Below are 22,015 nucleotides of genomic sequence, written 5' to 3'. Positions count from 1 at the left end.
ACGCAATAATGTCTGATACGCTGCGCTTATCAGGCCTGCAAACGACGTATTGATTATGTATGCCGGATAAGGCGTTCACGCCGCATCCGGCAAGTTGTATTGCCCAACTTCGCTAAATCTGGTGCTTTTTCAACAACGCGCGGAACTGATGATAGGTTAACCCCAGTAATTCAGCCGCGCGCTTCTGGTTATATTTCCCTTGTTGCAAACTGAGTTGCAGCAACTCTTTTTCCTGCTGCATCTGAAACTCACGTAAATCCAGCGGCAGTGTTGGAAGCGAGGTGGTTTCTGAAACGGCGATAGCGTCTTCAGGCGGACGCCGTTTAAAGGGATCAATAATGATGTCATCAAGCGGATAATCGCTGGTGCCGTGGCGATACACTGAACGTTCCACCACGTTTTTCAATTCACGAATATTTCCCGGCCAGCGATAATTCAGCAATGTTTCTCTGGCGTGCTCGGTAAAACCCGGGAACAGAGGCAGCTTGATTTCCCGACACATCTGGATGGCAAAGTGTTCTGCCATCAACATAATGTCGCTTTCGCGCTCGCGCAGTGGTGGCAGTTGCACAACATCAAAAGCCAGCCGGTCGAGCAGGTCAGCGCGAAAAGTGCCTTCATTGACCATCGCCGGGAGATCGGCATTCGTCGCGCATACCAACCGCACATTCACCTGCAATGGCTGGCTACCGCCAACGCGCTCCAGTTCACCGTACTCAATCACACGCAATAATTTTTCCTGCACCATCATCGGTGCCGTAGCGAGTTCATCAAGAAATAGCGTACCGCCGTCGGCACGTTCAAATCTCCCAGGATGACGTTTTTGCGCACCGGTAAACGCGCCCGCTTCGTGACCAAACAGTTCGGAATCCAGCAGATTTTCATTTAACGCCGCGCAGTTAAGGGAAATAAACGGCCCTTGCCAGCGGGAGGAGAGATAATGCAGACGGCTGGCAATCAGCTCTTTACCTGTGCCGCGCTCGCCGATGATGAGCACCGGTTTGTCCAGCGGTGCGAGATGCGAAACCTGTTCCAGCACTTCGAGAAAGCTGTTCGCCTCACCGAGTAAATTATCTTTGTATTCTGCCATGATGAAATTCGCCACTTGTTAGTGTAATTCGCTAATTCATCCTGGCATGTTGCTGTTGATTCTTCAATCAGATCTTTATAAATCAAAAAGATAAAAAATTGGCACGCAAATTGTATTAACAGTTCAGCAGGACAATCCTGAACGCAGAAATCAAGAGGACAACATTATGGGTATTTTTTCTCGCTTTGCCGACATCGTGAATGCCAACATCAACGCTCTGTTAGAGAAAGCGGAAGATCCACAGAAACTGGTGCGTCTGATGATCCAGGAGATGGAAGATACATTGGTTGAAGTACGTTCTACTTCGGCGCGTGCGCTGGCAGAAAAGAAACAGCTGACTCGCCGTATTGAACAAGCGTCGGCTCGTGAAATTGAATGGCAGGAAAAAGCGGAACTGGCACTGCTGAAAGAGAGAGAGGATCTGGCGCGTGCGGCGTTAATTGAAAAACAGAAACTGACCGATCTGATTAAGAGCCTGGAACATGAAGTGACGCTGGTGGACGATACGCTGGTGCGTATGAAGAAAGAGATCGGCGAGCTGGAAAACAAATTGAGCGAAACACGCGCTCGCCAGCAGGCATTGATGTTACGCCATCAGGCGGCAAACTCGTCGCGCGATGTGCGTCGTCAGCTGGACAGTGGCAAACTGGATGAAGCAATGGCTCGTTTCGAATCTTTCGAACGCCGTATCGACCAGATGGAAGCGGAAGCAGAAAGCCACAGCTTCGGTAAACAAAAATCGCTGGACGATCAGTTTGCCGAACTGAAAGCCGATGATGCAATCAGCGAGCAACTGGCACAATTAAAAGCCAAAATGAAGCAAGACAATCAATAATAACATCCAGGCGGCGTCCGAACGCGCCGCCGCTCATCGTCTAAGGAGTCCTTATGAGCGCGCTATTTCTGGCTATTCCGTTAACCATTTTTGTGCTGTTTGTTTTACCGATCTGGTTATGGCTGCATTACAGCAATCGTTCTGGTCGCAGTGAATTGTCGCAAAGTGAGCAGCAGCGATTAGCGCAACTGGCTGATGAAGCAAAACGGATGCGCGAACGTATTCAGGCGCTGGAATCCATTCTTGATGCAGAACATCCGAACTGGAGGGATCGCTAATGGCGGGCATTAATCTCAATAAAAAATTATGGCGTATTCCACAGCAGGGCATGGTCCGTGGCGTCTGCGCCGGGATTGCCAACTATTTTGATGTACCAGTAAAACTGGTGCGTATCCTGGTGGTGCTGTCGATTTTCTTCGGTCTGGCGCTGTTTACCCTGGTTGCTTACATCATTTTGTCATTTGCGCTTGATCCAATGCCGGACAACATGGCCTTTGGTGAGCAGCTACCTTCCAGCAGCGAATTGCTGGATGAAGTCGACCGTGAACTGGCGGCAAGTGAAACGCGTTTACGCGAGATGGAACGTTATGTCACTTCCGATACTTTCACGTTACGTAGCCGTTTCCGTCAACTGTGAGGAAAGTTATGAATACTCGCTGGCAACAGGCCGGGCAAAAGGTGAAGCCTGGGTTCAAATTAGCAGGCAAGCTGGTACTTCTTACCGCACTGCGCTATGGCCCGGCGGGTGTGGCGGGCTGGGCGATAAAATCAGTTGCTCGCCGACCGCTGAAAATGTTGCTGGCTGTGGCGCTGGAACCGCTGTTAAGTCGGGCTGCCAATAAACTGGCACAGCGTTATAAAAGGTGAGGGGAATTTCGCAAAAATTGTTAAATCTCAGGCGTATAATGGATGGCAATTTTCATCCATAGAAGGACGCTTACATGTTTAAAAAAGGCTTACTTGCTCTGGCACTGGTGTTTTCACTGCCCGTTTTCGCCGCTGAACACTGGATCGATGTTCGTGTTCCTGAGCAGTATCAGCAAGAGCACGTTCAGGGGGCCATCAATATTCCCCTGAAGGAAGTGAAAGAGCGCATTGCCACCGCCGTTCCGGATAAAAACGACACCGTGAAAGTGTATTGCAATGCCGGACGCCAGTCAGGGCAGGCAAAAGAGATCCTTAGCGAGATGGGATATACCCACGTTGAGAACGCTGGCGGCCTGAAAGACATCGCAATGCCGAAGGTCAAAGGTTAAAAGAATCCACCCTAAGCGGCGCTTATGCGCCGTTTACTTTTTCTGTCACACCTTATTTACATCCCCATAGATTATTTGCGTCAGCTCACAAATACGCTTTTTCCCTGGTAAAAAATGATTTCCTGCGTGACTAAAACCCTTGTGCTCAATTGACAGTTTATTTTCTGCGGAGTAGTCTCTCGTTTCATGGGACCGCTACCACGGAAAGGCAACATGAAACAGAAAATTACGGATTACCTGGACGAAATCTACGGTGGAACATTTACCGCAACTCATTTACAGAAACTTGTAACGCGTCTTGAGAGTGCGAAACGATTAATTACACTGCGACGTAAAAAACACTGGGATGAAAGTGATGTCGTGTTAATCACCTATGCCGATCAATTTCACAGTAATGATTTAAAACCACTACCCACATTTAATCAGTTTTACCCTCAATGGCTGCAAAGCATTTTTTCACATGTTCATTTATTACCTTTTTATCCATGGTCATCTGATGATGGCTTTTCGGTAATTGATTATCAACAGGTCGCTAGTGAAGCGGGGGAGTGGCAGGATATTCAGCAACTCGGTGAATGCAGTCATTTAATGTTTGATTTTGTCTGCAACCATATGTCGGCAAAAAGTGAATGGTTTAAAAACTATTTACAACAGCAGCCAGGTTTTGAAGATTTTTTTATTGCCGTTGACCCGCAAACCGATCTCAGCGTCGTCACTCGCCCGCGTGCGTTACCGTTATTAACGCCATTCCAGATGCGCGATCATTCAACGCGCCATTTATGGACCACCTTTAGTGACGATCAAATTGACCTGAATTACCGTAGCCCTGAAGTGTTACTGGCGATGGTGGATGTATTGCTGTGCTACCTGGAAAAGGGCGCAGAATATGTCCGTCTGGATGCCGTTGGCTTTATGTGGAAAGAGCCGGGAACAAGCTGCATCCATCTGGAAAAAACACATCTGATTATCAAACTGTTACGGTCGATTATTGATGACGTAGCACCAGGTACAGTGATCATTACCGAGACCAATGTTCCGCACAAAGACAACATTGCTTACTTTGGCAACGGTGATGACGAAGCGCATATGGTGTACCAGTTCTCGCTGCCGCCGCTGGTGCTGCATGCGGTGCAAAAACAGAACGTTGAGGCGCTTTGTGCGTGGGCGCAAAACCTGACACTACCTTCCAGCAACACCACCTGGTTTAACTTCCTCGCCTCTCACGATGGCATCGGGCTGAACCCACTGCGTGGCTTGTTACCCGAAAGCGAAATATTAGCGCTTGTCGAGGCATTACAGCAGGAAGGGGCATTAGTAAACTGGAAAAATAATCCCGACGGTACGCGCAGTCCCTATGAAATAAATGTGACCTATATGGATGCGTTAAGCCGCCGCGAGAGTAGCGATGTAGAACGTTGCGCCAGGTTTATCCTTGCCCATGCGATTTTGTTAAGTTTCCCCGGTGTGCCAGCGATATATATTCAAAGTATTCTTGGCTCGCGTAATGATTACGCAGGTGTCGAAAAACTGGGATATAACCGTGCGATTAACCGTAAAAAATATTACAGCGAAGAGATAACCCGAGAACTGAACGATGAAGATACATTAAGGCACGCGGTATATCATGAATTGTCGCGACTAATTAAAATTCGTCGAAGTCATAACGAGTTTCATCCGGATAATGATTTTACCATCGACACGGTTAATTCATCCGTAATGTGTATTCAAAGAAGCAACGCGGATGGTAATTGTCTGACAGGATTGTTTAATGTCAGTGAAAATATTCAGCATATAAATATTACTGACCTGCACGGTCGGGATCTGATTAGTGAAGTTGATATAGTGGGTAATGAAATAACGCTGCGCCCCTGGCAGGTTATGTGGATTAAATAAAAAGGAACATCTCATGATTAAATCAAAAATCGTGCTGTTATCAGCACTGGTTTCCTGCGCCCTGATTTCAGGTTGTAAAGAAGAAAATAAAACGAATGTCTCCATCGAGTTTATGCATTCTTCGGTGGAACAGGAACGCCAGGCGATAATTAGTCAGTTAATTGCGCGTTTTGAAAAAGAAAACCCAGGCATCACCGTTAAACAAGTGCCGGTGGAAGAAGATGCCTATAACACCAAAGTCATTACCCTTTCCCGTAGCGGCTCGCTGCCGGAAGTGATCGAAACCAGCCATGACTACGCCAAAGTGATGGACAAAGAACAGCTTATCGATCGCAAAGCGGTTGCTACGGTCATCAGTAATGTCGGTGAAGGCGCGTTTTATGACGGCGTTCTGCGGATTGTGCGCACCGAAGATGGTAGCGCCTGGACCGGTGTTCCTGTCAGCGCATGGATTGGCGGTATCTGGTATCGCAAAGATGTGCTGGCAAAAGCCGGGCTGGAGGAGCCGAAAAACTGGCAGCAATTGCTGGATGTCGCGCAGAAACTGAATGACCCGGCGAATAAAAAATATGGCATTGCGCTGCCTACGGCAGAAAGTGTGCTGACGGAACAATCCTTCTCCCAGTTTGCCTTATCCAACCAGGCCAACGTCTTTAACGCAGAAGGCAAAATCACCCTTGATACCCCAGAGATGATGCAGGCGCTGACCTATTACCGCGACCTTGCCGCCAACACCATGCCGGGTTCTAACGACATCATGGAAGTGAAAGATGCCTTTATGAACGGCACCGCGCCGATGGCGATTTACTCCACCTATATCCTTCCGGCTATGATTAAAGAAGGCGATCCGAAAAACGTCGGTTTCGTGGTGCCAACGGAGAAAAACTCTGCGGTCTACGGCATGTTGACCTCGCTGACCATTACCGCCGGGCAAAAGACTGAAGAGACCGAAGCGGCTGAAAAATTTGTCACCTTTATGGAGCAGGCGGACAACATTGCCGACTGGGTGATGATGTCGCCAGGCGCGGCGCTGCCGGTGAACAAAGCGGTGGTGACTACCGCCACCTGGAAAGACAACGACGTGATCAAGGCGCTGGGTGAGCTGCCAAATCAGTTAATCAGCGAACTGCCAAATATTCAGGTCTTTGGCGCAGTAGGGGATAAAAACTTTACCCGCATGGGCGATGTGACGGGGTCTGGCGTGGTGAGTTCAATGGTGCATAACGTCACCGTGGGGAAAGCCGATCTCCCTGGCACGCTGCAAGCGAGCCAGAAAAAGCTGGATGAACTGATCGAACAGCACTAAACCCAGGACAGGAATCCGCAATGAACAGGCTTTTTTCAGGTCGTTCCGATATGCCTTTTGCACTGCTGCTTCTCGCGCCCAGCTTATTACTGCTGGGCGGTCTGGTGGCGTGGCCGATGGTGTCGAATATCGAAATCAGTTTTTTACGTCTGCCGCTCAATCCCAACATCGAGTCAACCTTTGTTGGGGTGAGTAACTATGTGCGTATTCTCTCCGATCCCGGCTTCTGGCACTCGCTGTGGATGACGGTCTGGTATACCACACTGGTGGTGGCGGGCAGCACCGTGCTCGGGCTGGCCGTGGCGATGTTTTTCAACCGCGAGTTCCGCCTGCGCAAAACCGCGCGTTCGCTGGTGATCCTCTCCTACGTAACGCCGTCTATTTCGCTGGTGTTCGCCTGGAAATACATGTTCAACAACGGCTACGGCATTGTGAACTACCTCGGCGTCGATCTTCTGCATCTCTATGAGCAGGCACCGCTGTGGTTCGATAATCCGGGCAGTAGCTTTGTGCTGGTGGTGCTGTTCGCCATCTGGCGCTACTTCCCGTATGCCTTTATCTCGTTTCTGGCGATTTTGCAGACCATTGATAAATCGTTGTACGAAGCGGCAGAGATGGATGGCGCTAATGCCTGGCAACGGTTTCGTATCGTCACGCTGCCCGCGATTATGCCGGTCCTGGCGACGGTGGTGACGCTGCGCACCATCTGGATGTTCTACATGTTCGCGGATGTTTATCTGCTGACGACCAAGGTCGATATTCTCGGTGTCTATCTCTACAAAACCGCCTTTGCCTTTAATGACCTAGGGAAAGCGGCGGCGATCTCGGTGGTGCTCTTCATCATTATTTTCGCTGTCATTCTGCTGACCAGGAAACGGGTGAACCTCAATGGCAACAAATAAACGCACACTCAGTCGCATCGGTTTTTACTGCGGGCTGGCGCTGTTTCTCATCATCATGCTGTTTCCGTTTTTTGTGATGCTGATGACCTCGTTCAAGAGCGCAAAAGAGGCGATCTCGCTGCATCCTACGCTGCTGCCACAGCAGTGGACGCTGGAGCATTACGTCGACATTTTTAACCCGGTGATTTTCCCGTTTGTCGATTATTTCCGTAACAGCATGGTGGTGTCGGTAGTTTCATCCGTGATAGCAGTATTTCTCGGCATTCTCGGGGCTTACGCGCTTTCCCGCCTGCGCTTTAAAGGGCGGATGACCATCAACGCCAGCTTTTACACGGTGTACATGTTCTCCGGCATTTTGCTGGTGGTGCCGCTGTTCAAAATCATCACCGCGCTTGGCATTTACGACACCGAGATGGCGCTGATCATTACCATGGTGACGCAAACTCTGCCCACCGCCGTGTTTATGCTGAAAAGTTACTTCGACACCATCCCTGATGAGATCGAAGAAGCGGCGATGATGGATGGCCTCAACCGTCTGCAAATTATCTTCCGTATCACCGTGCCGTTGGCGATGTCCGGGCTGATATCGGTGTTCGTCTACTGCTTTATGGTGGCGTGGAACGACTATCTGTTTGCGTCGATTTTCCTCTCCAGCGCCAGCAATTTCACCTTACCAGTGGGCCTGAACGCGCTGTTCAGTACGCCTGATTACATCTGGGGACGCATGATGGCGGCCTCGCTGGTGACCGCATTGCCGGTGGTGATTATGTATGCGCTTTCGGAACGTTTTATTAAGAGTGGTTTGACCGCCGGTGGCGTGAAGGGCTAAAGCGGCCAGTTTCTTTACAAGGAGTTTTACATGAAAAAGTTAGTAGCCACAGCACCGCGCGTTGCTGCGCTGGTTGAGTATGAAGATCGGGCGATTTTAGCCAATGAAGTGAAGATCCGCGTGCGTTTCGGCGCACCGAAACACGGAACGGAAGTGGTCGACTTCCGCGCCGCCAGCCCGTTTATCGATGAAGACTTTAACGGCGAGTGGCAGATGTTCACCCCGCGTCCCGCAGATGCGCCGCGCGGCATTGAGTTTGGCAAATTCCAGCTTGGCAACATGGTGGTTGGCGACATTATCGAGTGCGGCAGCGACGTTACCGACTACGCGGTGGGCGACAGCGTATGCGGCTACGGCCCGCTCTCCGAGACGGTCATCATTAACGCAGTGAATAACTACAAGCTGCGCAAAATGCCGCAAGGCAGCTCCTGGAAAAACGCCGTCTGTTACGACCCGGCGCAGTTTGCCATGAGCGGCGTGCGCGATGCCAACGTACGCGTAGGGGATTTTGTCGTGGTGGTAGGGCTTGGCGCGATCGGTCAAATTGCCATCCAACTGGCGAAACGCGCTGGCGCATCGGTGGTAATTGGCGTCGATCCTATCGCCCATCGCTGTGATATTGCCCGTCGCCACGGTGCTGATTTCTGCCTTAACCCCATTGGCACTGACGTAGGCAAAGAGATCAAAACGCTGACCGGCAAGCAGGGTGCCGATGTGATTATCGAAACCAGCGGCTACGCCGACGCGCTGCAATCGGCGCTCCGCGGTCTGGCCTACGGCGGCACCATCTCGTATGTCGCGTTTGCCAAACCGTTTGCCGAAGGTTTTAACCTCGGACGCGAAGCGCATTTCAATAACGCCAAAATTGTCTTCTCTCGCGCGTGCAGCGAACCGAATCCGGATTATCCGCGCTGGAGCCGCAAGCGTATTGAAGAAACCTGCTGGGAATTGCTGATGAACGGTTATCTCAATTGCGAAGATTTAATCGACCCGGTGGTGACCTTTGCCAATAGCCCGGAAAGCTACATGCAGTATGTCGACCAGCATCCGGAACAGAGCATCAAAATGGGCGTCACGTTTTAATTCAAAGGAATGATAAAAATGAAAATCGGCACACAGAATCAGGCGTTCTTTCCAGAAAACATTCTGGAGAAATTTCGTTATATCAAAGAGATGGGCTTCGATAGTTTTGAGATTGACGGCAAACTGCTGGTCAACAATATCGAAGAAGTCAAAGCGGCAATCAAAGAAACCGGCTTACCGGTGACCACCGCCTGCGGCGGCTATGACGGCTGGATTGGCGACTTTATCGAAGAGCGTCGTCTTAATGGCTTAAAGCAGATCGAACGCATTCTTGAAGCGCTGGCCGAAGTGGGCGGTAAAGGTATCGTCGTTCCTGCTGCATGGGGCATGTTTACCTTCCGCTTACCGCCGATGACCTCGCCGCGTAGCCTGGACGGCGACCGCAAAATGGTGAGTGATTCCCTGTGCGTACTGGAACAGGCGGCCGCACGTACCGGAACCGTGGTGTACCTCGAACCGTTAAACCGCTATCAGGATCACATGATCAACACCCTCGCCGATGCTCGTCGTTACATCGTCGAAAACGATCTTAAACATGTACAGATTATCGGCGATTTCTATCACATGAATATCGAAGAAGATAACCTGGCGCAGGCGCTGCATGACAACCGCGACCTGCTCGGTCATGTGCATATTGCCGATAACCATCGCTACCAGCCGGGCAGCGGCACCCTGGATTTCCACGCGCTGTTTGAACAGCTGCGCGCGGATAACTATCAGGGCTATGTGGTGTACGAAGGGCGTATCCGGGCAGAAGATCCTGCCCAGGCGTACCGTGATTCTTTGGCCTGGTTGCGTACCTGCTAAGAGGTCTTTGTGAAAAGTGCAATGACAAGCTCTCCGCTGCGGGTCGCGATCATAGGCGCGGGCCAGGTGGCGGATAAAGTTCATGCTTCGTACTACTGCACCCGCAACGATCTGGAACTGGTGGCTGTCTGTGACAGCCGCCTTTCCCAGGCGCAGGCGCTGGCAGAAAAATACGGGAATGCATCCGTGTGGGACGATCCGCAGGCCATGCTGCTGGCGGTGAAACCTGATGTGGTTAGCGTCTGCTCACCTAACCGTTTTCATTACGAACATACCCTGATGGCGCTGGAAGCGGGCTGCCATGTGATGTGCGAAAAACCGCCCGCCATGACGCCAGAACAGGCGCGGGAAATGTGCGATACCGCGCGCAAACAGGGCAAGGTGCTGGCCTACGACTTTCACCATCGTTTTGCACTCGATACGCAACAGCTGCGTGAACAGGTGACCAACGGCGTTTTGGGAGAGATTTACGTTACCACCGCCCGCGCCCTGCGTCGCTGCGGCGTTCCCGGCTGGGGCGTTTTTACCAATAAAGAATTGCAGGGCGGCGGGCCGCTTATTGACATCGGCATTCATATGCTGGATGCGGCGATGTATGTACTGGGCTTTCCGGCGGTGAAAAGCGTGACCGCGCATAGCTTTCAAAAGATCGGCACACAAAAGAGCTGCGGTCAATTTGGCGAGTGGGACCCGGCAACCTACAGCGTCGAAGATTCGCTGTTTGGCACCATTGAATTTCATAACGGCGGCATTCTGTGGCTTGAGACCTCATTTGCACTCAACATCCGCGAACAGTCGATTATGAATGTCAGCTTTTGTGGTGATAAAGCCGGGGCGACGCTGTTTCCAGCACATATCTACACCGATAACAACGGTGAGTTAATGACGCTGATGCAACGGGAAATGGCAGACGACAACCGTCATCTGCGCAGTATGGAAGCCTTTATCAACCACGTACAAGGTAAGCCCGTGATGATAGCCGACGCCGAGCAGGGGTACATCATCCAGCAACTGGTGGCGGCGTTGTATCAATCCGCAGAAACAGGGACGCGTGTGGAATTATGACCAGGCCAGTAACGTTAACGGAACCCCATTTCAGCCAGCATACCCTGAACAAGTATGCTTCGCTGATGGCGCAGGGGAACGGCTATCTTGGGCTTCGCGCCAGCCATGAAGAAGATTATACGCGCCAGACACGCGGTATGTATCTGGCGGGGCTTTATCATCGCGCGGGGAAAAATGACATCAACGAACTGGTGAACCTGCCTGACGTCATAGGGATGGAGATTACCTTGAATGGTGAACTTTTTGCGCTATCCCGCGAAACGTGGCAGCGCGAGCTTGACTTCGCCAGTGGAGAATTACGTCGCAATGTCGTCTGGTCTTCAGCCAGCGGCGCACGTTATGCCATCGCCAGCCGTCGCTTTGTTTCGGCAGAACAACTGCCGCTGATGGCGCTGGAAATCAGCATTACGCCGCTGGACGCTGACGCGTCAGTGCTGATTTCAACAGGCATTGACGCCACGCAAACCAACCACGGACGACAACATCTCGACGAAACCCAGGTGCGGGTGTTTGGTCAGCATTTGATGCAGGGGATCTATACCACTCAGGATGGACGCAGTGATGTGGCCATCAGCTGTTGCTGCCAGGTGAGCGGTGACGTGCAGCAATGCTATACCGCCAAAGAGCGCCGCTTGCTGCAACATACCAGTGCACAACTACCTGCGGGCAAAACGCTGACGCTGCAAAAACGGGTGTGGATCGACTGGCGGGACGACAGACACGTCGCTTTAGACGAGTGGGGTAGTGCATCGCTTCGTCAGCTTGAAATGTGTGTACAGCAGAGTTACGACCAACTTCTTGCAGCATCCACAGAAAACTGGCGTCAATGGTGGCAGAAACGTCGTATCACGGTAAACGGTGGCGATGCGCACGATCAGCAAGCGTTAGATTATGCGCTTTATCACCTACGCATCATGACGCCTGCTCACGACGAGCGCAGCAGTATTGCGGCAAAAGGTTTGACCGGGGAAGGCTACAAAGGCCACGTTTTCTGGGATACGGAAGTATTTTTACTGCCGTTCCATCTGTTTAGCGAACCGACGATTGCCAGAAGTTTACTGCGTTATCGCTGGCACAACTTGCCAGGCGCGCAGGAGAAAGCGCGACGCAACGGCTGGCAGGGCGCGCTATTTCCGTGGGAAAGCGCGCGCAGCGGCGAAGAAGAGACGCCGGAATTTGCCGCCATTAACATTCGCACCGGGCTGCGGCAAAAAGTGGCCTCGGCGCAGGCGGAACATCATCTGGTCGCCGATATCGCCTGGGCGGTTGTTCAATACTGGCAGACCACGGGGGATGAAAGTTTCATTGCTCATGAAGGCATGGCGCTACTTCTGGAAAGCGCAAAGTTCTGGATTAGCCGCGCTGTACAGGTAAACGATCGTCTGGAAATTCACAATGTTATTGGACCAGACGAATATACCGAACATGTCAATAATAACGCCTTCACAAGCTATATGGCGTATTACAACGTCCAGCAGGCGCTGAATATCGCTCGTCAGTTTGGCTGTAGCGACGATGCGTTTATCCATCGCGCCGAAATGTTCCTTAAAGAACTGCGGCTGCCAGAAATTCAGCCCGACGGCGTTTTGCCGCAGGATGATTCGTTTATGGCGAAACCAGCGATTAATCTGGCGAAATACAAAGCGGCGGCGGGGAAGCAAACCATTCTGCTGGATTATTCACGCGCAGAAGTGAACGAGATGCAGATCCTCAAACAAGCTGATGTGGTGATGCTCAATTACATGCTGCCGGAGCAGTACTCAGCGGCATCGTGTCTTGCCAATCTGCAATTTTATGAACCGCGCACCATTCACGACTCTTCACTGAGTAAAGCGATCCACGGCATTGTTGCCGCACGCTGTGGCCTGTTGGCGCAAAGTTATCAGTTCTGGCGGGAGGGGACTGAAATCGATCTTGGTGCTGATCCGCATAGCTGTGATGACGGTATCCACGCAGCCGCAACTGGCGCTATCTGGCTGGGGGCGATTCAGGGTTTTGCCGGGGTGAGCGTGCGTGACGGTGAATTGCATCTCAATCCGGCGTTACCTGAGCAGTGGCAACAGTTGTCTTTCCCTCTGTTCTGGCAGGGCTGCGAATTACAGGTCACTCTTGACGCGCAGCGCATTGCGATTCGGACTTCTGCACCCGTTTCACTGCGTTTGAACGGTCAGCTTATTTCAGTCTCTGAAGAATCTGTTTTCTGTTTAGGGGATTTTATTTTGCCCTTCAATGGGACCGCTACCACGCATCAGGAGGGTGAATGAAACTGCAAGGGGTAATTTTCGATCTGGATGGTGTAATCACCGATACCGCGCATCTGCATTTCCAGGCGTGGCAGCAGATTGCCGCTGAAATTGGCATCAGCATTGATGCGCAGTTTAACGAATCCCTAAAAGGGATCAGCCGCGATGAGTCCCTGCGGCGAATTCTGCAGCACGGGGGTAAAGAGGCCGATTTTAACCCACAGGACCGGGCGCAACTGGCGTATCGCAAAAATCTGCTTTACGTCCATTCATTGCGCGAACTGACGGTTAATGCTGTGCTGCCCGGCATTCGCAATTTGCTGGCAGATCTCCGTGCACAGCAGATCCCGGTTGGGCTGGCTTCTGTCTCCCTGAATGCGCCGACGATTTTAGCGGCGCTGGAGCTGCGCGAGTTTTTCACCTTCTGCGCGGACGCTTCCCAACTCAAAAATTCGAAACCGGACCCGGAAATCTTTCTCGCCGCCTGTGCTGGGCTGGGCGTGCCGCCACAGGCATGTATCGGCATTGAAGATGCGCAGGCGGGCATTGAAGCCATTAACGCCAGCGGTATGCGCTCGGTGGGGATCGGCGCGGGCTTAACCGGGGCGCAATTATTGTTGCCCTCAACGGACTCCCTGACCTGGCCGCGGTTATCGGCCTTCTGGCAAAACGTATAGTAAAGGAATCAACATGGCACAGCTTTCGTTACAACATATTCAAAAGATCTACGATAACCAGGTGCATGTGGTGAAGGACTTCAACCTGGAGATTGCCGATAAAGAGTTCATCGTGTTTGTCGGTCCGTCGGGCTGCGGTAAATCGACCACCCTGCGTATGATTGCCGGGCTTGAGGAGATCAGCGGCGGTGAGCTGTTGATCGACGGCAAACGAATGAATGACGTTCCAGCCAAAGCGCGCAATATTGCGATGGTGTTCCAGAACTACGCGCTGTATCCGCATATGACGGTCTACGACAACATGGCGTTTGGCCTGAAGATGCAAAAAATCGCCAAAGAGGTGATTGATGAGCGGGTGAACTGGGCGGCGCAAATTCTCGGCCTGCGAGAGTACCTGAAACGCAAGCCGGGCGTGCTTTCCGGCGGGCAACGCCAGCGTGTGGCGCTCGGACGGGCGATTGTGCGCGAAGCGGGCGTGTTTTTAATGGATGAACCGCTCTCTAACCTTGATGCCAAGCTGCGCGTACAAATGCGCGCAGAGATCAGCAAGCTGCATCAGAAACTGAACACCACCATGATCTACGTGACCCACGATCAGACCGAAGCGATGACCATGGCGACGCGGATTGTGATTATGAAGGATGGGATTGTTCAGCAGGTCGGTGCGCCGAAAACGGTTTATAACCAACCTGCGAATATGTTTGTTGCCGGATTTATTGGATCGCCTGCGATGAATTTTATTCGCGGCACGATCGATGGCGATAAATTCGTTACGGAAACGCTTAAATTAACCATACCCGAAGAGAAATTAGCGGTTCTGAAAACACAGGAAAGTTTGCATAAGCCCATCGTGATGGGAATACGCCCGGAAGATATTCATCCGGACGCGCAAGAAGAAAATAACATTTCCGCCAAAATTAGCGTGGCAGAATTAACCGGTGCGGAATTTATGCTCTACACCACGGTTGGGGGGCACGAGTTAGTGGTCCGTGCTGGTGCGTTAAATGATTATCATGCAGGAGAAAATATCACTATTCATTTTGATATGACTAAATGTCATTTCTTTGATGCAGAAACGGAAATAGCAATTCGCTAAATACAGGGGGAAGGCATTCCCCCAGGATAATACAAGGAACAATAATGAAAAAGTTATTACCCTGTACCGCACTGGTGATGTGTGCGGGAATGGCTTGCGCACAGGCCGAGGAAAAGAACGACTGGCACTTTAATATCGGCGCGATGTACGAAATAGAAAACGTCGAGGGTTATGGCGAAGATATGGATGGGCTCGCGGAGCCTTCTGTCTATTTTAATGCCGCCAACGGGCCGTGGAGAATTTCTCTGGCCTATTATCAGGAAGGGCCGGTAGATTATAGCGCGGGTAAACGTGGAACGTGGTTTGATCGCCCGGAGCTGGAGGTGCATTATCAGTTCCTCGAAAGCGATGATTTCAGTTTCGGACTGACCGGCGGTTTCCGTAATTATGGTTATCACTACGTTGATGAACCGGGTAAAGACACGGCGAATATGCAGCGCTGGAAAATCGCGCCAGACTGGGATGTGAAACTGACTGACGATTTACGTTTCAACGGTTGGTTATCGATGTATAAATTTGCCAACGATCTGAACACGACCGGTTACGCTGATACCCGAGTCGAAACGGAAACAGGTCTGCAATATACCTTCAACGAAACAGTTGTTTTGCGAGTGAACTATTATCTCGAGCGCGGCTTCAATATGGACGACAGCCGCAATAACGGTGAGTTTTCCACGCAAGAAATTCGTGCCTATTTGCCGCTGACGCTCGGCAACCACTCGGTGACGCCGTATACGCGCATTGGGCTGGATCGCTGGAGTAACTGGGACTGGCAGGATGATATTGAACGTGAAGGCCATGATTTTAACCGTGTGGGGTTATTTTACGGTTATGATTTCCAGAATGGTCTTTCCGTTTCGCTGGAATACGCGTTTGAGTGGCAGGATCACGACGAAGGCGACAGCGATAAATTCCATTATGCAGGTGTCGGCGTAAATTACTCGTTCTGATAATGGGTTAAATTGCCGGATGCGGCGCGAGCGCCAAATCCGGCATACATTTATTTCAACGACATATGCGTGGCAACGGTAATATTTTGTGGTGACGGTTTTCCGGCAATTAGCTGGAATAATAACTCGCAGCTTTGTTGACCTAACTCCTGCGTCGGAACATCGATGCCGCCTGGTGCAGGCGTTAATATAAACGACAGCGTTTCATTACTATAACCCACCACCGCTAACTGCTGCGGAATAGCAATGTTTTTCTCTGCCGCCGCACGATAAATACTCATTAATTTCAGGCTGTCAGTAGCAAACACTGCCTCAGGCAACGGTGACTGGCTTAATAATTCCCGTGCTGCTTTTAATGCTGTCTCATGGGTATAACCGCCGTCAACAATCCATTCATCACGCACTGCAATATTATGCGTAGCCAGGCTTTGCTTATAACCATTTACCCGATCCACTGAAACATGAACATCAAGCGGCGCATGCAGGCATGCAATATTCTTATGCCCGCTTTCAATTAACGCATCGGTTAGCGCAATACTGTCGCCATAATTATCGGTATCGACGGAATAAACATGGCTGTATTGACCTTCAACTTTACCGATCACCACCACCGGGATCTCGTATTTGTCGAGTTGTGCAAAGAAGGATTCATCGGCAGGCGAACTTAGCATAATAATGCCTTTAATCATTTTCTGCTTAATTTTGCTTTCGCATTTTTGTAAGTCTTCTGCCAGGTTGTGCGACGTCTGCAATATCACGTCGAAACCTTCTTCTTCAGCTTTGGCGGTGATGGCATGTAAAACTTCCGAGAAAAACGGATTACCCGCCGTAGTTTTGGTCGAACGGGTAGAAATCACCATAATGGCATCAAAACCCGAAGAGGTCAGCGCGCGTGCCAGCTTGTTTGGTTGATACTGTAATTCTTCAATGGCCCGTAACACTTTTTCGCGCGCTTCCGGGGAGATATTGGTTTGCTTATTCAGCACGCGTGATACGGTGGATTTTGATACGCCTGCAACCCTGGCAATATCATAAATAGTAGGGGACATAGGTCAGGAACTCCGTCCGAACGTGAATGTTGCACATCTTATGGAGTTCGCCCGTCGATGACAACACGGGCAGTTGATAATCAATGGCCTGGCCCCCACATTCATATCCTTACTGATGGTTTTTTCTGGTCCACAGGACAGCAATGAAGCGACTTAAAAATGAACTTAATGCGCTGGTGAATCGGGGTGTCGACAGACATCTGCGCCTCGCCGTAACCGGACTTAGCCGCAGCGGCAAAACGGCGTTTATCACTGCGATGGTCAATCAGTTGCTCAATATTCACGCCGGAGCAAGGTTGCCGCTGTTAAGCGCGGTGCGTGAAGAACGGCTGCTGGGCGTAAAACGCATTCCCCAGCGTGACTTTGGCATTCCGCGCTTCACCTATGATGAAGGGCTGGCGCAGTTATATGGCGATCCACCCGCCTGGCCAACGCCAACGCGCGGCGTCAGCGAAATTCGCCTGGCGCTACGTTTTAAATCGAACGATTCGCTGCTACGCCACTTTAAGGATACCTCCACGCTGTATCTGGAGATTGTGGATTATCCCGGCGAATGGTTGCTCGATCTGCCGATGTTGGCGCAGGACTATTTAAGCTGGTCGCGCCAGATGACGGGCTTACTCAATGGTCAGCGCGGCGAATGGTCGGCAAAATGGCGAATGATGTGTGAAGGGCTGGATCCGTTAGCACCTGCCGACGAAAACCGTCTTGCAGACATTGCCGCCGCCTGGACCGAGTATCTCCACCACTGCAAACAGCAGGGGTTGCACTTTATTCAGCCTGGGCGCTTTGTCTTGCCGGGAGATATGGCAGGAGCACCCGCGCTGCAATTCTTCCCGTGGCCGGATGTCGATGCCTGGGGCGAGTCCAAACTGGCGCAGGCCGATAAGCATACCAATGCCGGAATGCTGCGCGAGCGGTTTAATTATTACTGCGAGAAAGTGGTGAAGGGGTTCTATAAGAATCATTTTCTGCGCTTTGACCGCCAGATTGTGCTGGTGGATTGCCTGCAACCTCTCAACAGTGGGCCACAGGCATTTAATGATATGCGTCTGGCGCTGACGCAGCTGATGCAAAGTTTCCACTACGGGCAGCGAACCCTGTTCCGGCGTTTGTTTTCACCGGTTATCGATAAGCTATTGTTTGCTGCCACTAAAGCAGACCATGTGACCATCGATCAGCACGCCAATATGGTTTCATTACTGCAACAACTGATTCAGGATGCCTGGCAAAATGCGGCGTTCGAAGGGATCAGCATGGACTGCCTGGGGCTGGCGTCAGTTCAGGCGACCACTAGCGGCATTATTGATGTTAACGGTGAGAAAATCCCGGCGCTGCGCGGTAATCGACTCAGTGATGGCGCACCGCTCACTGTTTATCCTGGCGAAGTTCCCGCACGTTTGCCTGGTCAGGCGTTCTGGGATAAGCAAGGCTTCCAGTTTGAGGCGTTTCGTCCGCAGGTGATGGATGTCGACAAACCGCTACCGCATATTCGCCTTGATGCTGCGCTGGAATTTTTAATAGGAGATAAATTGCGATGACCGAACCGTTAAAACCACGTATTGATTTCGACGGTCCACTGGAGGTCGATCAGAATCCAAAATTCAGGGCTCAGCAAACCTTTGACGAAAATCAGGCACAAAATTTTGCCCCGGCCACGCTCGACGAAGCGCCTGAAGAAGAGGGGCAAGTTGAAGCGGTAATGGATGCAGCGTTACGTCCTAAACGCAGCCTGTGGCGCAAAATGGTGATGGGCGGGCTGGCTCTGTTTGGCGCAAGCGTTGTCGGGCAGGGGGTACAGTGGACAATGAATGCCTGGCAAACCCAGGACTGGGTAGCGCTGGGTGGATGTGCCGCAGGGGCATTGATTATCGGCGCTGGCGTAGGTTCTGTGGTAACAGAGTGGCGGCGCTTATGGCGCTTGCGACAGCGCGCCCATGAACGCGACGAAGCGCGTGATTTATTGCACAGCCATGGCACCGGCAAAGGCCGCGCATTTTGCGAAAAACTGGCGCAGCAGGCGGGCATCGATCAGTCACATCCGGCTCTGCAACGCTGGTATGCCTCAATCCATGAAACGCAAAACGACCGTGAAGTGGTCAGTTTGTATGCGCATTTGGTCCAGCCAGTTTTAGATGCCCAGGCGCGGCGTGAAATCAGCCGTTCGGCAGCGGAATCAACATTGATGATTGCGGTCAGCCCGCTGGCGCTGGTGGATATGGCATTTATCGCCTGGCGCAATCTGCGTTTGATTAATCGCATCGCCACGCTGTATGGCATTGAACTGGGGTATTACAGCCGTTTGCGCCTGTTCAAGCTGGTATTGCTGAATATCGCTTTCGCCGGAGCCAGCGAACTGGTGCGCGAAGTGGGGATGGACTGGATGTCGCAAGATCTCGCTGCTCGTTTGTCTACCCGCGCAGCTCAGGGGATTGGTGCAGGACTTCTGACGGCACGACTGGGGATTAAAGCTATGGAGCTTTGCCGCCCGCTGCCGTGGATTGACGATGACAAGCCACGCCTCGGGGATTTCCGTCGTCAGCTTATCGGTCAGGTGAAAGAAACTCTGCAAAAAGGCAAAACGCCCAGCGAAAAATAATGCAATATCGGGTGCTGACCGGATATCTTTACGCCGAAGTGCCCGTTTTTCCGTCTTTGTGTCAATGATTGTTGACAGAAACCTTCCTGCTATTCAAATAGTGTCATATCATCATATTAATTGTTCTTTTTTCAGGTGAAGGTTCCCATGCGTCTGGAAGTCTTTTGTGAAGACCGACTCGGTCTGACCCGCGAATTACTCGATCTACTCGTGCTAAGAGGCATTGATTTACGCGGTATTGAGATTGATCCCATTGGGCGAATCTACCTCAATTTTGCTGAACTGGAGTTTGAGAGTTTCAGCAGTCTGATGGCCGAAATACGCCGTATTGCAGGTGTTACCGATGTGCGTACTGTCCCGTGGATGCCTTCCGAACGTGAGCATCTGGCGTTGAGCGCGTTACTGGAGGCGTTGCCTGAACCAGTGCTCTCTGTCGATATGAAAAGCAAAGTGGATATGGCGAACCCGGCGAGCTGTCAGCTTTTTGGGCAAAAATTGGATCGCCTGCGCAACCATACCGCCGCGCAATTGATTAACGGCTTTAATTTTTTACGCTGGCTGGAAAGCGAACCGCAAGATTCCCATAACGAGCATGTCGTTATTAATGGGCAGAACTTCCTGATGGAGATTACGCCTGTTTATCTTCAGGATGAAAATGATCAACACGTCCTGACAGGTGCGGTGGTGATGTTGCGATCAACGATTCGTATGGGCCGTCAGTTGCAAAATGTCGCCGCCCAGGACGTCAGCGCCTTCAGTCAAATTGTCGCTGTCAGCCCGAAAATGAAGCATGTTGTCGAACAGGCGCAGAAACTGGCGATGCTAAGCGCGCCGCTGCTGATTACGGGTGATACCGGCACCGGAAAAGATCTCTTTGCGTATGCCTGTCATCAGGCAAGCCCCAGAGCGAGCAAACCTTACCTGGCGCTGAACTGTGCGTCTATACCGGAAGATGCGGTCGAGAGTGAACTGTTTGGTCATGCTCCGGAAGGGAAGAAAGGGTTCTTTGAGCAGGCGAACGGTGGTTCGGTGCTGTTGGATGAAATAGGTGAGATGTCACCACGGATGCAGGCGAAATTACTGCGTTTCCTTAATGATGGCACCTTCCGTCGGGTTGGCGAAGACCATGAGGTGCATGTCGATGTGCGGGTGATTTGTGCTACGCAGAAGAATCTGGTCGAACTGGTGCAAAAAGGCGTGTTCCGTGAAGATCTCTATTATCGTCTGAACGTGTTGACGCTCAATCTGCCGCCGCTACGTGACTGTCCGCAGGACATCATGCCGTTAACCGAGCTGTTCGTCGCCCGCTTTGCCGACGAGCAGGGCGTGCCGCGTCCGAAACTGGCCGCTGATCTGAATACTGTACTTACGCGTTATGCGTGGCCGGGAAATGTGCGGCAGTTAAAGAACGCTATCTATCGCGCACTGACACAACTGGACGGCTATGAGCTGCGTCCTCAGGATATTTTGTTGCCGGATTATGACGCCGCAACGGTAGCCGTGGGCGAAGATGCGATGGAAGGTTCGCTGGACGAAATTACCAGCCGTTTTGAACGCTCGGTATTAACTCAGCTTTATCGCAATTATCCCAGCACGCGCAAACTGGCAAAACGTCTCGGCGTTTCGCATACCGCGATTGCCAATAAGTTGCGGGAATACGGTCTGAGTCAGAAGAAGAACGAAGAGTAAGCGCGAATATGCCTGATGGTGCAACACCATCAGGCATATTAACTTATGCTTTCAGTACAGCCAGAGCTGCTTCGTAATCCGGCTCGGTGGTGATTTCATCCACCAGCTGGCTGAAAATCACATTGTCATTTTCATCAATAACCACAACGGCACGCGCTGCCAGACCTTTCAGTGGGCCATCAGCAATTGCCACACCGTAGGCTTGCAGGAATTCAGCGTTACGGAAAGTGGAGAGGGTGATAACGTTGTTCAGACCTTCTGCGCCGCAGAAACGAGACTGGGCGAATGGCAGATCGGCAGAGATACACAGCACAACGGTGTTGTCGATCTCGGTTGCCAGTTGGTTAAACTTACGTACTGATGCGGCGCAAACACCGGTATCAATACTCGGGAAAATGTTCAGCACTTTGCGTTTACCCGCAAACTGACCGAGGGTGACGTCAGACAGATCTTTTGCCACGAGAGTAAAAGTCTGCGCTTTGCTACCCGCCTGCGGGATGGAATTGGCGACTGTAACCGGGTTGCCCTGGAAATGAACGGTTTGTGACATGATTATCTTTCCTGTTTACATATAGTTAACGTCACACCTAGTTTATGCTAACTGTCAATAACACAGCAAACGCTATTTGCGCTTAATCCGCAGACC

22 protein-coding genes are annotated in these 22,015 nt (G+C 51.4%); 19 read left to right on the top strand and 3 right to left on the bottom strand.

The genetic code is table 11. The features are described from left to right. Positions 1-112 precede the first annotated feature (112 nt). Positions 113-1,090 carry a phage shock protein operon transcriptional activator gene (gene pspF / locus ACJHYW_RS13030; RefSeq protein WP_001361677.1) on the bottom strand — a complete coding sequence of 326 codons (978 nt, stop codon included), beginning with the start codon at positions 1,088-1,090 and terminating at the stop codon, positions 113-115. Positions 1,091-1,256: 166 nt separating this feature from the next. On the opposite strand from pspF, the gene pspA reads away from it, so the two are divergent. The 16 genes from pspA to ompG all read left to right on the top strand — a co-directional run bounded on the left by pspA (position 1,257) and on the right by ompG (position 16,032). Next, complete coding sequence (gene pspA, locus ACJHYW_RS13025; protein WP_000511017.1) at positions 1,257-1,925, top strand: phage shock protein PspA; 669 nt, start codon at positions 1,257-1,259, stop codon at positions 1,923-1,925. Positions 1,926-1,978: 53 nt separating this feature from the next. Then, positions 1,979-2,203, top strand: coding sequence for an envelope stress response membrane protein PspB (pspB, locus tag ACJHYW_RS13020; protein ID WP_001274963.1), 225 nt, complete (start codon positions 1,979-1,981; stop codon positions 2,201-2,203). After that, on the top strand, positions 2,203-2,562 hold the full coding sequence (pspC, locus tag ACJHYW_RS13015; protein WP_000907387.1) for an envelope stress response membrane protein PspC: 360 nt from the start codon (positions 2,203-2,205) through the stop codon (positions 2,560-2,562). The genes pspB and pspC overlap by 1 nt, the downstream gene beginning before the upstream one ends. Before the next feature lie 8 nt (positions 2,563-2,570). Next, positions 2,571-2,792, top strand: a complete 222-nt coding sequence (gene pspD, locus ACJHYW_RS13010; RefSeq protein WP_001295585.1) for a phage shock protein PspD — start codon at positions 2,571-2,573, stop codon at positions 2,790-2,792. A 74-nt stretch (positions 2,793-2,866) separates the two neighbouring features. Next, a complete protein-coding gene (gene pspE / locus ACJHYW_RS13005) occupies positions 2,867-3,181 on the top strand; it encodes a thiosulfate sulfurtransferase PspE (protein ID WP_000473109.1) in 315 nt (104 codons plus the stop codon). Between the two features lie 213 nt (positions 3,182-3,394). Beyond that, the gene (gene ycjM, locus ACJHYW_RS13000; RefSeq protein WP_061092959.1) at positions 3,395-5,074 is read left to right on the top strand and encodes a glucosylglycerate phosphorylase; all 1,680 of its coding nucleotides are present in this window, start codon (positions 3,395-3,397) and stop codon (positions 5,072-5,074) included. Positions 5,075-5,087: 13 nt separating this feature from the next. Beyond that, entirely contained in the window at positions 5,088-6,380 is a 1,293-nt protein-coding gene (locus ACJHYW_RS12995; protein WP_000597440.1) for an ABC transporter substrate-binding protein, read from the top strand. Between the two features lie 20 nt (positions 6,381-6,400). Further along, on the top strand, positions 6,401-7,282 hold the full coding sequence (locus tag ACJHYW_RS12990; RefSeq protein WP_001080798.1) for a carbohydrate ABC transporter permease: 882 nt from the start codon (positions 6,401-6,403) through the stop codon (positions 7,280-7,282). Continuing rightward, on the top strand, positions 7,269-8,111 hold the full coding sequence (locus ACJHYW_RS12985; protein WP_000224650.1) for a carbohydrate ABC transporter permease: 843 nt from the start codon (positions 7,269-7,271) through the stop codon (positions 8,109-8,111). The genes ACJHYW_RS12990 and ACJHYW_RS12985 overlap by 14 nt, the downstream gene beginning before the upstream one ends. 30 nt (positions 8,112-8,141) lie before the next feature. Further along, positions 8,142-9,194: a zinc-dependent alcohol dehydrogenase gene (locus ACJHYW_RS12980; protein ID WP_000737347.1), complete on the top strand. Its 1,053-nt coding sequence runs from the start codon at positions 8,142-8,144 to the stop codon at positions 9,192-9,194. A gap of 18 nt (positions 9,195-9,212) precedes the next feature. Then, a complete protein-coding gene (locus ACJHYW_RS12975) occupies positions 9,213-10,001 on the top strand; it encodes a sugar phosphate isomerase/epimerase family protein (protein WP_001361678.1) in 789 nt (262 codons plus the stop codon). Between the two features lie 9 nt (positions 10,002-10,010). Beyond that, positions 10,011-11,066: a Gfo/Idh/MocA family protein gene (locus ACJHYW_RS12970; protein WP_000833579.1), complete on the top strand. Its 1,056-nt coding sequence runs from the start codon at positions 10,011-10,013 to the stop codon at positions 11,064-11,066. Further along, positions 11,063-13,330 (top strand): glycoside hydrolase family 65 protein, encoded by a 2,268-nt coding sequence (locus tag ACJHYW_RS12965; protein ID WP_000198068.1) that lies wholly within the window; start codon positions 11,063-11,065, stop codon positions 13,328-13,330. The genes ACJHYW_RS12970 and ACJHYW_RS12965 overlap by 4 nt, the downstream gene beginning before the upstream one ends. Next, complete coding sequence (pgmB, locus tag ACJHYW_RS12960) at positions 13,327-13,986, top strand: beta-phosphoglucomutase (protein ID WP_000775777.1); 660 nt, start codon at positions 13,327-13,329, stop codon at positions 13,984-13,986. The genes ACJHYW_RS12965 and pgmB overlap by 4 nt, the downstream gene beginning before the upstream one ends. 13 nt (positions 13,987-13,999) lie before the next feature. Beyond that, the gene (locus ACJHYW_RS12955) at positions 14,000-15,082 is read left to right on the top strand and encodes an ABC transporter ATP-binding protein (RefSeq protein ID WP_000068002.1); all 1,083 of its coding nucleotides are present in this window, start codon (positions 14,000-14,002) and stop codon (positions 15,080-15,082) included. Between the two features lie 44 nt (positions 15,083-15,126). Then, complete coding sequence (gene ompG / locus ACJHYW_RS12950) at positions 15,127-16,032, top strand: monomeric porin OmpG (protein ID WP_280740079.1); 906 nt, start codon at positions 15,127-15,129, stop codon at positions 16,030-16,032. Positions 16,033-16,082: 50 nt separating this feature from the next. Here the strand turns inward: ompG and ACJHYW_RS12945 are convergent, their stop codons facing one another. Beyond that, on the bottom strand, positions 16,083-17,081 hold the full coding sequence (locus ACJHYW_RS12945) for a LacI family DNA-binding transcriptional regulator (protein ID WP_000075366.1): 999 nt from the start codon (positions 17,079-17,081) through the stop codon (positions 16,083-16,085). A gap of 143 nt (positions 17,082-17,224) precedes the next feature. Between ACJHYW_RS12945 and ACJHYW_RS12940 the strand changes: the two genes are divergently transcribed. The 3 genes from ACJHYW_RS12940 (at position 17,225) to tyrR (ending at position 21,369) form a co-directional block, all read left to right on the top strand. Further along, positions 17,225-18,622, top strand: a complete 1,398-nt coding sequence (locus ACJHYW_RS12940; RefSeq protein ID WP_000825768.1) for a YcjX family protein — start codon at positions 17,225-17,227, stop codon at positions 18,620-18,622. Continuing rightward, the gene (locus tag ACJHYW_RS12935; protein ID WP_000138717.1) at positions 18,619-19,680 is read left to right on the top strand and encodes a YcjF family protein; all 1,062 of its coding nucleotides are present in this window, start codon (positions 18,619-18,621) and stop codon (positions 19,678-19,680) included. Before ACJHYW_RS12940 ends, ACJHYW_RS12935 begins: the two co-directional genes overlap by 4 nt. 147 nt (positions 19,681-19,827) lie before the next feature. Continuing rightward, the gene (gene tyrR, locus ACJHYW_RS12930; RefSeq protein WP_001296041.1) at positions 19,828-21,369 is read left to right on the top strand and encodes a transcriptional regulator TyrR; all 1,542 of its coding nucleotides are present in this window, start codon (positions 19,828-19,830) and stop codon (positions 21,367-21,369) included. 43 nt (positions 21,370-21,412) lie between these two features. Here tyrR and tpx read toward each other — a convergent pair whose 3' ends face one another. Further along, on the bottom strand, positions 21,413-21,919 hold the full coding sequence (gene tpx, locus ACJHYW_RS12925) for a thiol peroxidase (protein WP_000084387.1): 507 nt from the start codon (positions 21,917-21,919) through the stop codon (positions 21,413-21,415). Positions 21,920-22,015 lie beyond the last annotated feature (96 nt).

Origin of the sequence: Escherichia sp. WS3063 (genome assembly GCF_046486595.1) — a bacterium.
GTDB classification, from domain to species: Bacteria; Pseudomonadota; Gammaproteobacteria; order Enterobacterales; family Enterobacteriaceae; genus Escherichia; species Escherichia coli.
The sequence above is the reverse complement of the archived record's forward strand: the minus strand, read 5'-3'. Positions and strand labels throughout refer to the sequence as shown.